The following is a 14,930-nucleotide window of genomic DNA, read 5'->3' as shown; positions in this document are numbered from 1 at the left end:
CTGATACAGAATTTTATGGGTTATTTGGTGGGTCCAGTGGGGTTCGAACCCACGACCAAGGGATTATGAGTCCCCTGCTCTAACCCCTGAGCTACAGACCCGTAAGCCGCGTATTGTAACCAATACGGATGGGTATTGCAAGGTTTTACATAAAAAATCATCCGCTCTTGGCGGATGATTCTGGTTTTAAACAAAAAAATGTTTATTGTTTATTTTCGTCACTATCAAGAAAGCTTTTCAGCCGGTCAGAGCGGGTAGGGTGGCGCAGTTTGCGCAGGGCTTTTGCTTCAATCTGACGGATGCGCTCACGGGTAACATCAAACTGTTTACCGACTTCCTCAAGTGTATGATCGGTATTCATGTCGATACCGAAACGCATGCGCAGTACTTTGGCTTCGCGCGGAGTCAGGCTTTCAAGTACATCTTTGGTTACTTCGCGCAGACTGGAGTACATGGCTGCATCTGCCGGTGCGACGTTATTGGCGTCTTCGATAAAGTCGCCCAGATGAGAATCATCATCATCACCAATCGGAGTTTCCATTGAAATAGGCTCTTTGGCAATTTTCATGATTTTGCGGATTTTGTCTTCCGGCATTTCCATCAGCTCAGCCAGTTTGGCAGAATCAGCTTCTTCGCCGTTTTCCTGCAGATACTGGCGGGAGATGCGGTTCATTTTGTTGATGGTTTCAATCATGTGTACCGGAATACGAATGGTACGCGCCTGATCGGCGATAGAGCGGGTAATTGCCTGACGAATCCACCATGTGGCATAGGTGGAAAATTTATAGCCGCGGCGATATTCAAATTTATCTACGGCTTTCATCAGGCCGATGTTACCTTCCTGAATCAGGTCGAGAAATTGCAGACCGCGGTTGGTGTATTTTTTGGCAATGGAAATCACCAGACGCAGGTTGGCCTGAATCATTTCCTGTTTGGCTGCGGCAGTTTCCTGCTCGCTTTTCACCATATTTTTGTTAATCTGTTTAAGCTCATCCAGTGAGATCTGGGCAGACTGCTCCAGATTGGCCAGTTCGGTCTGTTTTTCGATGATGGCATACTGAAAACGGCGCAATGCTTCATTCCATACGCGGTTCAGGGAGAGTTCTTCATCTACCCAGCCCAGGTCGGTAGTACGATTGGTAAAGCTTTTAATAAAATAGTCGCGTTCCATGTGGACGCGGTTCAGGGCAATATCGCGAATCTCGCGTTCAAGCTGTCTTACCTGATTAACGCGCATACGCAGATTGTCGCACAGGCTTTCAATCTGACGGGTAGCGAAACGCACCTGTAGCAGTTGTTCGGCAATTTCCTGCTGTAATTTCAGGTAATCGGCATGGTGACTGCCTTTTTCCTGTAAGGTGGCAACCATAGTATCGTACAGGCTTTGAATACCATCGAAATGTTCGAGTGTTTTCTGGCGCAGTTCTTCAAGGTTGGCTGAAGCGGCCAGTGCTGCACTCTCTTCATCATTTTCTTCATCATCAACGTCTACACTGTCATCACTGTCATCAGTAATTTCGGTGTCTTCGTTTTTGGTATCCAGACCAATGCCCAGTTCATCCAGCAGCTCTTCATGCGGGTCGACAATGGCTTCGACTATTTCGTCTACTTTGATTTCATCTTTGCGCACGGCATCAATCAGAGCAAGTATTTCTGCTACTGATCCCGGACATGCGGAAATGGCCTGAATCATGTTACGCAGGGCATTTTCGATTTTTTTGGCGATGATTATTTCATCTTCACGGGTCAGCAGGTCTACCTGTCCCATTTCACGCATATACATGCGTACCGGATCGGTGGTTCGTCCGAATTCGTTGTCGGCATTAGATAGTGCTGCTTCTGCTTCTGCTACTGCATCGTCGTCGGTCATGTTGGCGGTGTTGTCGCCCATGAGTAGACTTTCAGCATCAGGAGCTTCTTCTGTAACCTGAATACCCAGACCGGAGATCATCGATACAATGTTGTCAATCTGATCGGCGTCAGACATTTCGTCGGGCAGGGCATCATTGATTTCGGCGTAGGTAATATAACCACGCTCTTTACCCTGAATAATCAGCTGGCGCAGGCGGGCACGCTGTTCTTCTGCGGTTAACGGGCGAGTATCATCCTGTTCCTGACTGGTATCAATAGTGGATTTCTTAGGTGTGGAGTTTGCCATATTTTACTCGATGTATTCACAACGACTTTGTCGCTGCAAGCGTTTACAATAACCGTCGGTTTATACTGACGGCATTTTGGACGGACTTAAAAGTAGCAGTAGTAACTGTTTTTCGTCGGCACTTAGTCGCTCATGCTGGAGTTTGCGCTTCAACGCATCAATCTGCTGTGTTTTAAGGTTGTCCAGTAATTTTTGCATGCCCTGTCTGAATGTGGTGCAGTCATCTTCATTGCCTGGCTGCATGACATCCGGTGAATCCATGTAATCATGAATAATCTGCCGGATAACGGGTTCAAATTCAGTATTACGCATCAGTTCCAGCACGGCACCACTGTTTAACGGGGTAACGGAGGCTTGAATACGTTCAGCCAGCGCGGCGAGGCATGCATAATCGCCGTGCAGGTCCAGATATTCTGGTAGTTCTATATATACGGCCCATTGCGGATTTATCAATAGCGCGCGTATCTGCTTTTGCACTAATGACATGACTGGCGGCTGCCGGAAAGTATTGCGGGGTAATTGATAACTTTTCTGTCTGATAGTCTGAGGTCTGGGTAGTTCCTGCCCGAGCAGTTGTGCCAGATTGTGTTCATCAATACCTACTTTCAGGCTAAGTTCCTGACGCAGCAGAAAAGAAAGTGCCGGTGCTTTGATTTGCGCCAGTAAAGGACTGGCGGTTTTAATCAGCTCCGCTTTGCCTTCCTGTGTATCCATATCAATATTTTCTGTCAGTACCTGCCAGAAATAGGCTGATAGCGGCAGACTTTGATTGAGTAATGCATCTTCAAATGGTTTTAATCCATAGCTGCGTACATAACTGTCAGGATCGTGTTCTGCCGGTAAGAACAGAAAGTGTAAAATTTTGTCGTCTTTTAACTGGGGTAAGGCATTTTCTAAAGCCCGCCAGGCTGCTTTTTTACCTGCGTTGTCGCCGTCAAAGCAAAAATAGATATGATCGCTTTGCCGCATCAGTAAGCGCACATGTTCGGCAGTGGTGGCTGTACCGAGTGCGGCTACTGCATAGCCCAGACCAAACTGTGCCAGGGCAACTACGTCCATATAACCTTCTACTACCAGTACACGCTGTGCTTCTTTAATGGCGGCACGTGCTTCATACAGGCCATACAGATTACGCCCTTTATCAAACAAGGGAGTTTCAGGTGAATTAAGATATTTAGGTTCGCCTGAATCCAGAATGCGTGCACCAAACCCGATAATCTGACCACGGGTACTGCGGATTGGAAACATAATACGGTTACGGAATCGGTCGTAATGGCAGTCGTCTTTGGTAATGACCATACCGCTGTTTACCAGTGCATTGCTTGGATAGGGCTGGAATACTTTTGCCAGTGCCTGCCAGTCATCAGGTGCATAGCCCAAACCATAATGAAGAATGATTTCATCGCTCAGGCCGCGCTGCTGTAAGTAATTCTGAGCACTTGGCGAGGTTTTAAGTTGTTGCTGGTAAAAGGTGGCGGCATCAGCTGTGGTTTGTTCCAGTGTCTGCTGTTGCTGTTTAAGGGCTTTATGTGCCTGTGAGTTGCTGTTGCCGATCTGTCTGGGTACGGTCATTCCGATCCGGTCGGCCAGAAATTGCACAGCTTCCTGAAAGCTTAATCCTTGATATTCCATGATAAAGCCAATGGCTGAACCATGTACACCGCAGCCAAAGCAATGATAGAACTGCTTGCTGGGGCTGACAGAAAAGGAAGGAGATTTTTCTTTGTGAAAAGGGCAGCAGGCCATGTAGTTGGCACCGCTTTTTTTTAACGGTACAAACTCTTCAATTACATCGACGACATCAATTTTATTTAATAATTCGTCAATAAATTCACTGGGAATCATTCCAACTATGCCTGCTATCTTCAATATGAAAGATTGGAAAACAGTCTTTCTGATCTGCTGTTATGGTTAATGCAGATAACTTTTAGTTTAAAAGCTGTTTGATTTTTTTGCTGACTTCACTCATGTCAGCTTTACCGGCCAGTGTTTTTTTCAGTACACCCATAACTTTACCCATATCACTTGGCTGCGCAGCGCCTGTGCTGGTTATGGCTTCTTTAATTGCTGCGTCAATTTCAGCTTCGTCGAGCATTTTGGGTAGATAATTCTGCAGCAAATCGATTTCTGACTGTTCTTTTTCTGCCAGATCAGTTCTGCCAGCCTCGGTATACATGCGTACAGACTCTTTGCGCTGTTTAACCATTTTGCTGATAATAGCTGTGAAGCGTGTATCGTCTACTTCGATTCGTTCATCTACTTCGATCTGTTTTATTGCAGCCAGTGCCATTCGAATGGTGGACAGGGTAGCTGAATCATGATTGCGCAAGGCAGTTTTCATATCTTCTTGCAGTTGTTGTTTCAGGCTCATAATAATGCTCGCAATAAATAAAAATTAAATTAGTTTAGTATGATACTGCTAAAATTGCGGTGCTTCAGATAGTTATTTCTGTAAAATGCAAATACCGCAAGCAATAGCCTGCGGTATTGTTTTCAATTGTATTTATTTCCGGTTACCAGAAAATGATAAACCGGAGCTACCAATTAATAGAATTTTGGTGGCAATTGCTGGCTGCGCAAGCGTTTCTGTAAACGTTTTACGGCTGCTGCTTTTTTACGTTTACGTTCAGTAGTTGGTTTTTCGTAAGCTTCACGAGCACGCAGTTCGGTCATCAGACCGGTTTTTTCAACAGAGCGTTTAAAGCGACGCATCGCAACTTCAAAAGGTTCATTTTCTTTTACACGTACAGAAGGCATGTTTTTTTCCTGAATAAATGAGTTCTGATGCTGATTACTTATTAATCAGCTAAATATTTAAATATTGCCACTTAGGGCTAGGGCGGTGTTTACGGTACCGCATAACCGTTTACAACATCACCTCCTAAGGTGTAAATAATGGCTATATCTGTGATAAACAAAGTAATAACAGACATAGGTTTATTTTAAAAATAAGGCAGAATTATGTCTGATTAAATATCGTTCGTCAAGATGATATTTAACAGATATATATATGAATATTTATCAGGAAAGATTGTTCAGACGCGGTTTACGCGGCGAATCTGAGGTACAGAGTGCAGATCTCGTGTAATTTGGTTCAGCTGGTCTAAATCTTTTACCTGTAAAACAAAGCGAAATTCGATAAATCCCTCAATGCCTTCAAGTTTTTTCGATGTTGTCTCAACCGACTTGATATCTCCGCCATTGGAGGAAATAGCCTGAGCAATAGTGGCCAGTAAGCCATGACTGTCGATTGCATTCAGACACAGTGTTGTTTGATAGTTGCTTGCCTGCATAATATCCCAGTTAGCATCAAGCTGAAGCTCAGGATCTGTTTTCAGAATGGTATTGCAGGTATCACGATGGATGATGATTCCCTGATCTTTGATTAATAAGGCTTTAATAGTATCACCGGGAATAGGGTGGCAGCATTTAGCCAGATGAATATGGGTAGATTCATTGCCGGTAAGATTAATGGGTGCCAGTTTAATGGTGTTGTTAAAGTGTTCTCCGGCCAGCTCTGCGATGTGCATGGCTATAGAAACCGGTTGCAACAATCCCATACCAACTTCGCACAGGATATTTTCAAAGGAAGTATTTTTCTGTTGTAAATCGGCCAGATATTTATCTTTCAGGCTGTCTGAAAGTAAAACGTTTTCTGGTAACAGGCTGGAGAGTGCTTTTTGTAATAATTTCTCACCCAGACGGATAGCATCTGAGCGATTCATTTTTTTAATCTGGCTGCGAATGGCGCTGCGTGCATGGCTGGAAACGGCAAAGTCAAGCCATGCCGGGGTAGGATGACCGTTGCTGGAGGTAATGATTTCTACTGTGTCACCAGTGTGCAGCCGGGTACGTAATGGCATGAGATTGTGATTAATACGTGCTGAAACAGTACGATTACCAATGCCGGTGTGGACTGCATAGGCAAAATCCACTGGTGTGGCACCTTCCGGTAAGGTAATGATTTTGCCTTTGGGGGTGAAAACGTAGACCTCGTTTGGAAATAGATCAGTTTTTACGTGTTCAAAGAATTCAATGGCGTTAGCACTATGTGCCTGAATATCAAGTATGCTTTGCAGCCATTGATTAGTACGCATCTGAGCCTGATCAAAGCTATTCTGCTCACCATCTTTGTGCATCCAGTAACTGGCTATACCCCGTTCGGCAATGGTATCCATTTCATGTGTACGAATCTGTACTTCAATTGGCAGACCATACGGACCTACCAGTATGGTATGCAGACTCTGGTAACCATTATTTTTAGGGATGGCAATATAGTCTTTAATTCTTCCCGGCTTAGGCTTGTAAAGATTATGCAACACGCCTAAAGCGGTATAGCAGGCTGGTATATTATTAACGATAACTCTGAATGCATATATATCCATTACGTCGGCAAAGTGGAGATTTTTCCGGCGCATTTTTTCATATATGCTATAAAGATTTTTTTCTCGACCTCTTACCTGTGCCTCGATATTGGCACTAACCAGACGCTGACTGAATGCGCGCAGTACTTTTCCGACCACGTCACGCCGGTTACGCCGGGATGACTGAATAGCTTTGGCAAGAACTTCATAGCGATGCGGATACAAATGCTTGAATGCCAGGTCCTGTAATTCGCGGTAAACATGGTTTAATCCGATGCGATTGGCCAGCTGCGCATAGATTTCCATAGTTTCCTGAGCAATACGTCTTCGGCTGGCTGGTTTTTTTGCAGACAGCGTGCGCATATTGTGCAGCCGGTCTGACAGCTTGACAATGATCACCCGTACGTCCTGTGTCATTGCCATAATAAGCTTGCGGAAACTTTCAGCCTGTGCTTCCTGCTGGCTGTTATATTCAAGCTTTTCCAGTTTCGATAGACCGTCAACCATATTGGCTATGGTTTCTCCGAATACGGCTATAATTTCTTCTTTGGTGGTACCGGTATCTTCCAGTACGTCGTGTAATACGCCTGCACATAAAGCCTGAATGTCTACATGCCATTCAGCCAGTTGTGTTGCCACCGCTATGGGATGAGTAATATAGGGCAGGCCACTATTGCGAAACTGTCCCTGATGTGCAGTTGCACCGAATTCGCAGGCTTTGCCAAGTAATCGCAGATCATCTTTTCCGAGGTAGGATGCGGTGTGCAATAATTTATTCTGTGCCTCGGCAATAATGGCATGATAGCTGTTTTCTATTTGCTGCTCACAGCATTTAAGTTGTGAGGCAATATCGGTATATGCTGAGGTATTAATTTCGTTTAAAATTTTCATCCCCACCTGTCCTAATGCATGGCTTGGCAGGTGAGAATCTGAAGTACCTAAATCTTCAAAAGCAATTTTGATTAAAACGGCAACAAGAGCCTGTACTCTGTGCAGATTTTGTGCAAGAGATGTAGTAATGGCAAAACTGCGTTCCAGTAATGCAGTTTTGCCAGTTTTGTCTGCAAGAGAATATATATAGGCGCATGCCTGTTCCAGCAATTCCCAGCGTTCTTGTTTATTCAGATATTCTGTATGTGCGAAAAGATTATCTCGCCATTGGTTTACTGGTGGTTTATAAGGCACGCTGGGGGGATACATGGCTGTTTGCCTGTATTATTTTTGCTGGTTAAGTAATTCTGTTCCGATTTGTCCGCCGGCAATTTCGCGCAATGCAATGACAGTCGGTTTATCATGATCTTCTTCGACCAGTGCAGTAGCGCCGTTGGCAAGCTGACGGGCGCGTAAAGCAGCTATCATGGTCAGGTCAAAATGATTCGGAATACGTCCGATACAATCTTCTACAGTGATACGAGCCATAATCTGAGTTCCATTCCTGATATCAGGATAAGTAATAAAAGGTAAATAAATTATTTTTCGGATAAAATTTGTATAATTGTCTGGCTTTGTGCTTTGGCACGCAAGCCAACTGAGCGAATAATCGCCAGCAGGTCATTTTCTGCCTGTGTAATCTCTTCATTAACAATCACATAATCGAATAACAGGCTTTGCTCTATTTCTTCACGTGATTTTTCCAGCCGGTAGGCTATTACATCTTCACTATCTGTGCCTCTGTTTCGCAGACGTTCGTTCAGTTCAGCCATTGACGGAGGCAGAATAAAAATGCTGGTGGCTTCCGGTAATAAACGGCGGATCTGTTCAGCACCCTGCACATCTATTTCCAGAATAACGTTATAGCCCTGTTTTGATAATGACTCAACAGCTTTTAAACTGGTGCCGTAATAATTACCATAGACATTTGCATGTTCTATGAAGGCATTGGCAGCAATCATTTGCTCAAATTCATCACGGCTGACAAAATGGTAATGAATGCCATTCTGCTCTCCATCTCGCGGCATTCTGGTAGTGTGGGAGATAGAAATACGGATATCAGGCTGACAGGCACTCAGACGTGAAACCAGAGTGGTTTTGCCTGTTCCGGAAGCGGCGGAAACAATGAAAATATGTCCAGATTGCAACATAATAAAAATTTAGCGGTTACGGTGATTAATTATGCCACAACCGTGATTATTGCGCCAATCCGGAGATAATATTCTCACTCTTTATGTGACCGGGCAGTATCTTTCATTTCATGCTGTTTTCGGCTAAAATGCTCAATTCAATTTCCTGCTGATTGTCATGACCAAGTTTATTTTTGTAACTGGCGGTGTGGTCTCTTCACTGGGTAAAGGCATTGCCGCTGCGTCTACTGCTGCTATTTTAGAATCCCGTGGTTTAAAAGTAACCATGCTTAAACTGGATCCATATATTAATGTTGATCCGGGTACAATGAGTCCTTTTCAGCATGGGGAAGTATTTGTTACTGATGATGGTGCTGAAACAGATCTGGATCTCGGGCATTACGAGCGCTTTATTGATGCTACGATGCAAAAGCGCAATAATTTTACATCCGGCCAGGTGTATGAAAGTGTAATTCATAAAGAACGCCGTGGTGATTATCTGGGGGGTACGGTTCAGGTTATTCCCCACATTACTGATGAAATCAAACGCAAAATTCATGAAGGTGCTGCCGGTTTCGATGTGGCGATTGTCGAAATTGGAGGTACGGTAGGTGATATCGAGTCTTTGCCTTTTCTGGAAGCCATCAGACAAATGCGCAGCCAGCAGGGACGAACCAATACCCTTTTTGTTCATCTTTCCTATGTACCGTATATTGCGGCCGCAGGTGAGATAAAAACCAAACCGACCCAGCATTCCGTTAAAGAATTACGTGAAATCGGTATTCAGCCGGATGTGCTTATCTGCCGTATGGACCGGCCGATGCCGGAAGAAGAAAAACGTAAGATCGCTTTATTCTGTAATGTTGAAGAGCGTGCGGTTATAAGCTGTTATGATGTTAATAGCATTTATGAAGTGCCGGCAATGCTTCATGATCAGGGTATTGACAATATTATCTGTGAGCAGCTGCAACTGAATGTTCAGCAGGCCGATCTGACTGCATGGAATAAGATTGTTTATTTAGTACAACATCCGAAACACAAAGTAAAAATTGCCATGGTCGGCAAATATGTCGATTTAACTGAGTCATATAAATCTTTGTCGGAAGCTTTAAAGCATGCCGGTATTCAGACCGAAACTGAAGTAGATATTCATTATATTGATAGTGAAGCTCTGGAAACAGAAGGAACGGCCTGCTTAGAAGACATGGATGCCATACTGGTTCCCGGTGGTTTCGGTACGCGTGGTGTTGAAGGGAAAATCGCTGCTGTTCGTTATGCGCGTGAAAAGCAAATTCCTTATCTGGGTATCTGTCTGGGCATGCAAATCGCGCTGATTGAATATGCACGTGATGTGGCTAATCTGGATGGGGCCAATTCAACTGAATTTGATCTGAAAACCCAGCATCCTGTTGTTGCTTTGATTAGTGAGTGGCAGGATAGAGACGGGCAGATTGAAAAGCGCGATGTTAATACTAATCTTGGCGGTACGATGCGTTTAGGCGCACAAAAAGTTAAACTGGCTGACGGCTCATTGGCGAGAAACATTTATGGTAATGAGTTGATTCGCGAGCGTCATCGTCATCGTTATGAAGTTAATAACTATTATGTGCCACAGTTAGAACAGGCTGGTTTGGTTATTGGTGGTGTATCTACCGGGCATGAGCATTTGGTTGAAACAATTGAATTACCGAATCACCCTTGGTTTTTCGCATGTCAGTTTCATCCTGAGTTTACTTCAACACCAAAAAATGGCCATCCTTTGTTTACAGCCTTTATTAAAGCAGCATTAGCTTATAAAAAATAAATTATTATAGTTTTTATTAGAATCAGGCTATCCGGATTTCCAGATAGCCTGATTTTTTATTTATATCAACATTAATTTTGCTATCACTGATAACATTTTGTATGATGAATTAAATTATTACTAACTGCACATCAAAATTTTACTTATGAAGAAAGTTATTTTGCTGGTTATTGTGGCACTGGGCTTATGGTTGTGGTTGCAAAGCACAACAGACGAGCAGCCAAAAAGCCAGGCACAGGAACAGGTAATTAAATCTTTTAAATCTATGCGGCATAGTTTTACTGCAGCACCTGTTGCAAGTAATTCAAAGGAGAGTGTGTCGATTGAGCAAGCTCAAAAAGAAAATCTTGATAAAGTACAGGTATATGGAGAAGGTAAAGTTATTAAAACATTACCTGATGATAATAAAGGCAGTCGTCATCAGCGTTTTATACTGCGTACAGGCACAGATAGTACGGTTTTAATAGTGCATAATATTGATATAGCGCCGAGGCTGAATGATTTGCAGCGTGATGACACAGTTGGCTTTTCTGGTGAATATATCAGTAACAACCGTGGCGGATTAGTCCATTGGACACACCATGATCCAAAGCATCGTCATCATGATGGCTGGCTGTTATATAAAAATAAGCGTTATCAATAGCAATCGTTTATTGATATCTTATCCATTAATATTTTATCATTTAGAAATGGACATTTAATTAAAGGAAATATTGTGAATAATTTTACATTTCGCAGTCCGTTAGCTAATTTACTTTCAAAAAATTGGTGGATAGTACTTTTACGTGGGATTGCTGCATTGATTTTTGGATTGCTAACGTGGTTCTATCCATTCATAACTATAATGGTCATGGTTATATTCTTCGGTGTTTATGCTTTAATAGATGGTGTAATGGGCGTAATCATTTCTATTAATGGTCGAAAAAGTCATCAGGATTGGTGGTTAATGCTGATTTGGGGTATTGTAAGTATTCTGGCCGGTATCCTGACATTTTTTGTTCCGGGAATTACCTGGCTGGTTTTAATTACATTTATTGCTGCTTGGGCTTTGATATCCGGTATATTCCAAATTATAACTGCAATACGTTTACGCAAGACTATTCAGGGTGAATGGTGGATGATTATTGCCGGTATCTTATCGGTTTTGGTGGGTATTATTCTGTTAATTGATCCAGTGCAGGGCGGTATAGCATTAACTTGGGTAATTGGTGTTTATGCAGCATTATTCGGTGTCATGAATATTGCATTGGCTTTCCGGTTGCGCCGGTTTGCTATCCATCCAACCAATTAAGAAATTTATTTTGTAATTGAATTTACTGTGTTGGTAATACAAATAATGAAACTGGCTGATTAATTAATAATCAGCCAGTTTCATTGTTCAAACACTAATTACTTTAATACAGCAACCATTGCATTGGCTACGTATTCTATATTACTGCTATTTAATCCAGCCATACACATACGACCATTTTCAACCATATATACACCAAATTCGCTTTTCAGACGTTCAACCTGCTGCGGATTCAGACCAGTGAAGCTAAACATACCCCGTTGTTTTACAAAATAGCTGAAATCGCGCTCTGGGAATTTTGCCTGTAAGACTTCATGCAAACGGCTGCGCATAGCGCGAATACGATCGCGCATCATATAGACTTCCTGTTCCCATTGCTTGAATAACTGATTATTGTTCATTACACGGTCAACGAGATGACCGCCGTGAGCAGGAGGGCTTGAATATAAACGGCGTACAGTAAATTTAAGCTGACTTTGTACAAGACGGGCTTCTTCAGCTGTCGGGCAGACAATACTTAGACCACCCACTCGCTCGCCGTACATTGAAAGATTTTTAGAAAAAGAGTTGCTGATATAAACACATAAGCCTAAATCAACAGCTTTACGAATAGCATAGGTATCGGTTTCTATATCGTCACCAAAGCCCTGATATGCTATATCCATAAAAGGGATAAGTTGTTTTTGTTTGATAATCTCAAGCAGCTCATCCCATTGTTCTTGGCTTGGGTCTACACCGGTAGGATTATGGCAGCACGGATGTAACAAAATAATATTGCCTGCATCCAGTTGCTGAAGGAATTGTTTTAATTCTGTAAATTTAATGCCAATTGTTTCAGGATCATAGTAGGGGTATTTTAGTACTTCTATGCCTGCACCCTCAAAAATACTGATGTGGTTACCCCAGGTAGGATTGCTGACATAAACTTTTGCCTGAGGAAACCAACGGTGAATAAATTCAGCACCGACGCGCAGTGCACCTGAACCACCAAGGCTGGCAATGGTAGCAACTCGTGCACTTTTAATAGCTTCATGTTCACTGCCAAGTAATAATTTCTGGCAGGCCTGGCGATAACCGGGCAGTCCGTCCATAGGCAGGTAATCATGTGGTAAATTTTCTTTAACCAGTTGCGATTCTACGGTGCTAACGCATTCCAGTACTGGGACATGGCCGGTATCATCATAATAAACACCAACACCCAAATTTACTTTCTGATTACGTGAATCTTGTTTGTATTGATCCATCAGACCCAGAATGGGATCGCCCGGATAGTATTCGACATTCTGAAACATCTCAGTTCCTTAGAAGACAGCAATATTATTTAACAGAAAAAAGAATTGCCGCAATGCAATCAGGTTGATTGTACCTTAAATGTCTTTACTTTTTATTAATTCTTGATGTTATTTTTTTACAAAAATCAAATCCCACACACCGTGTCCCAGACGTTTTCCGCGTGCTTCAAATTTAGTTTCCGGACGGTAGGCCGGAGTAGCAGCAAAATCTTCAGCAGTATTTTGTAAATCAGGGAAGCCAGATAGCACTTCAAGCATCTGATCGGCATATTCCTGCCAGTCGGTAGCCAAATGGATATAGCCGTTTGGTTTCAGTTTGGGAAGTAATTGGGCAATAAAAGGTATCTGAATCAGACGTCGTTTATTATGGCGTTTTTTATGCCATGGATCAGGAAAGAAAATATGAATCCCATGCAAACTATTATCATGGAGCATGTAATTAACGACCTCCACCGCATCGTGGCGCATCACCCGTATATTCTGAATATTTTGTTCCTGAATCAGTTTTAGCAGATTACCTACGCCCGGGCCGTGTACATCAATAGCCAGAAAATCACACTCAGGCAGGTTTTGGGCAATTGCAGCTGTAGCTACTCCCATCCCAAAGCCAATTTCTAGAATTTTCGGTGAAGGACGATTGAAAATGGTATCTAAATCAATTTGATTTTGGTTAAAATCAATACCAAAAAGTGGCCATTGAGTATCAATGGCGCGTTGCTGGGCAGCTGTCATATGGCCTTGACGAAGAACAAAACTGCGGATGCTGCGCTTATGATCGTGATTATTTTCCGCCTGGAGATCGGATTGATTAGTCATACTTTATCTTGTGTTTAATGTAAAAGTCGATGATAGAATTAGGCGCAGATTCTAACATGCTTCACAAGATATAGGGTTTCAGAGTTGTGGCTAGTGTTTCGGTTACAATATCATCAGCTATCATTGCCTGCCCAAGTTGTCTGAGTGCAACAAAACGTAATTTTCCATCAATTACTTTTTTATCATGGCTCATATGTCCAAACCATGCCTTAAGTGACATCGCCGGAGGGAGAACGGGTAGCTTGGCCTGATTTAATAATGCAATCACACGCTCCGTATCTTTTTTGTTCAAATAACCCAGTTGCTCAGATAAACGGCAGGCAAGTACTGTACCGGCAGCCACAGCTTCTCCATGCAGCCAGTTACCATAACCCATTTCTGCTTCGATGGCATGACCGAATGTATGTCCCAGATTTAAATAAGCACGGATACCGGCTTCTTTTTCATCGGCACCAACAATTTCAGCTTTCATCTGACAGCAACGATAAACGGCCTCAGCCAGTATTGTTGGACTCTGTGCCATTAATGCGGTGATGTTATTTTCCAGCCATTGAAGAAATTCGATATCACCTAATACGGCATACTTGATTACTTCTGCTAAACCGGCAGAAAATTCACGTGCTGGTAATGTTTGCAAACTGTTTAAGTCAATAAATACGGCTTGGGGTTGATAAAACGCTCCAATCATATTTTTTCCTAAAGGATGATTGATTGCTGTTTTACCGCCAACTGATGAATCTACCTGACTGAGCAGTGTTGTAGGAATCTGGATAAAAGGTGCGCCGCGCTGATAGGTCGCAGCGGCAAAACCAACCATATCCCCAATTACACCTCCTCCTAAAGCCAATAAAGTGGTTTGGCGTTCTGCACGGTTTTGCATCAAACCATCATAAATTAAATTGAGAGTTTCCCAATTTTTATACCGTTCTCCGTCTGGCAGAATAATACTGAAATAATCATAACCTGCCTGATTCATGATTTGCTGCCACTGAGGTAGATACAATTCAGCAACGGTTACATTGGTAACAATGGCAATCTTATGATTTAAATAAGGAGCAAGAATATTTTGTGCGGATTTCAGTAGATCACTGCCAATAAATATCGGGTACTGGTGTGAAGCAGTTGCAACAGAAAGGGTATACATG

Annotated in this window: 13 protein-coding genes and 1 tRNA gene; 3 read left to right on the top strand and 11 right to left on the bottom strand. The window is 42.8% G+C overall.

What is annotated here, in order from left to right; all coding sequences use genetic code 11:
- Positions 1-25: 25 nt before the first annotated feature.
- The 8 genes from H3V11_RS00710 to gmk form a co-directional block, all read right to left on the bottom strand.
- Positions 26-101, bottom strand: a tRNA-Ile gene (locus tag H3V11_RS00710).
- Between the two features lie 101 nt (positions 102-202).
- Positions 203-2,158: an RNA polymerase sigma factor RpoD gene (rpoD, locus tag H3V11_RS00705; protein ID WP_084547389.1), complete on the bottom strand. Its 1,956-nt coding sequence runs from the start codon at positions 2,156-2,158 to the stop codon at positions 203-205.
- A gap of 60 nt (positions 2,159-2,218) precedes the next feature.
- Entirely contained in the window at positions 2,219-4,003 is a 1,785-nt protein-coding gene (dnaG, locus tag H3V11_RS00700; RefSeq protein ID WP_198223381.1) for a DNA primase, read from the bottom strand.
- 82 nt (positions 4,004-4,085) lie between these two features.
- A complete protein-coding gene (locus H3V11_RS00695) occupies positions 4,086-4,529 on the bottom strand; it encodes a GatB/YqeY domain-containing protein (RefSeq protein ID WP_025331052.1) in 444 nt (147 codons plus the stop codon).
- Between the two features lie 173 nt (positions 4,530-4,702).
- Positions 4,703-4,915 (bottom strand): 30S ribosomal protein S21, encoded by a 213-nt coding sequence (rpsU, locus tag H3V11_RS00690; RefSeq protein WP_025331051.1) that lies wholly within the window; start codon positions 4,913-4,915, stop codon positions 4,703-4,705.
- Positions 4,916-5,193: 278 nt separating this feature from the next.
- The gene (locus tag H3V11_RS00685) at positions 5,194-7,722 is read right to left on the bottom strand and encodes a bifunctional (p)ppGpp synthetase/guanosine-3',5'-bis(diphosphate) 3'-pyrophosphohydrolase (protein WP_198223380.1); all 2,529 of its coding nucleotides are present in this window, start codon (positions 7,720-7,722) and stop codon (positions 5,194-5,196) included.
- 15 nt (positions 7,723-7,737) lie between these two features.
- Entirely contained in the window at positions 7,738-7,941 is a 204-nt protein-coding gene (gene rpoZ / locus H3V11_RS00680) for a DNA-directed RNA polymerase subunit omega (protein ID WP_025331049.1), read from the bottom strand.
- A gap of 50 nt (positions 7,942-7,991) precedes the next feature.
- Positions 7,992-8,603 carry a guanylate kinase gene (gmk, locus tag H3V11_RS00675; protein ID WP_025331048.1) on the bottom strand — a complete coding sequence of 204 codons (612 nt, stop codon included), beginning with the start codon at positions 8,601-8,603 and terminating at the stop codon, positions 7,992-7,994.
- A 157-nt stretch (positions 8,604-8,760) separates the two neighbouring features.
- On the opposite strand from gmk, the gene H3V11_RS00670 reads away from it, so the two are divergent.
- The 3 genes from H3V11_RS00670 (at position 8,761) to H3V11_RS00660 (ending at position 11,677) form a co-directional block, all read left to right on the top strand.
- Entirely contained in the window at positions 8,761-10,386 is a 1,626-nt protein-coding gene (locus H3V11_RS00670) for a CTP synthase (RefSeq protein ID WP_198223379.1), read from the top strand.
- 145 nt (positions 10,387-10,531) lie between these two features.
- A complete protein-coding gene (locus H3V11_RS00665; RefSeq protein WP_198223378.1) occupies positions 10,532-11,029 on the top strand; it encodes a DUF3465 domain-containing protein in 498 nt (165 codons plus the stop codon).
- Between the two features lie 72 nt (positions 11,030-11,101).
- Complete coding sequence (locus tag H3V11_RS00660) at positions 11,102-11,677, top strand: HdeD family acid-resistance protein (protein ID WP_198208952.1); 576 nt, start codon at positions 11,102-11,104, stop codon at positions 11,675-11,677.
- Positions 11,678-11,775: 98 nt separating this feature from the next.
- Here H3V11_RS00660 and H3V11_RS00655 read toward each other — a convergent pair whose 3' ends face one another.
- The 3 genes from H3V11_RS00655 to aroB all read right to left on the bottom strand — a co-directional run bounded on the left by H3V11_RS00655 (position 11,776) and on the right by aroB (position 14,929).
- Positions 11,776-12,969 carry an amino acid aminotransferase gene (locus tag H3V11_RS00655; protein WP_198223377.1) on the bottom strand — a complete coding sequence of 398 codons (1,194 nt, stop codon included), beginning with the start codon at positions 12,967-12,969 and terminating at the stop codon, positions 11,776-11,778.
- Between the two features lie 108 nt (positions 12,970-13,077).
- Positions 13,078-13,785 carry a tRNA (guanosine(46)-N7)-methyltransferase TrmB gene (gene trmB / locus H3V11_RS00650; protein WP_084586052.1) on the bottom strand — a complete coding sequence of 236 codons (708 nt, stop codon included), beginning with the start codon at positions 13,783-13,785 and terminating at the stop codon, positions 13,078-13,080.
- Positions 13,786-13,846: 61 nt separating this feature from the next.
- The gene (aroB, locus tag H3V11_RS00645; protein ID WP_198223376.1) at positions 13,847-14,929 is read right to left on the bottom strand and encodes a 3-dehydroquinate synthase; all 1,083 of its coding nucleotides are present in this window, start codon (positions 14,927-14,929) and stop codon (positions 13,847-13,849) included.
- Position 14,930 lies beyond the last annotated feature (1 nt).

The sequence above is a fragment of the Snodgrassella sp. W8158 genome (assembly GCF_016100435.1).
Classification (GTDB): Bacteria; Pseudomonadota; Gammaproteobacteria; order Burkholderiales; family Neisseriaceae; genus Snodgrassella; species Snodgrassella alvi.
Note: the sequence above shows the minus strand (reverse complement) of the source record. Positions and strands in the feature narration are given on the sequence as shown.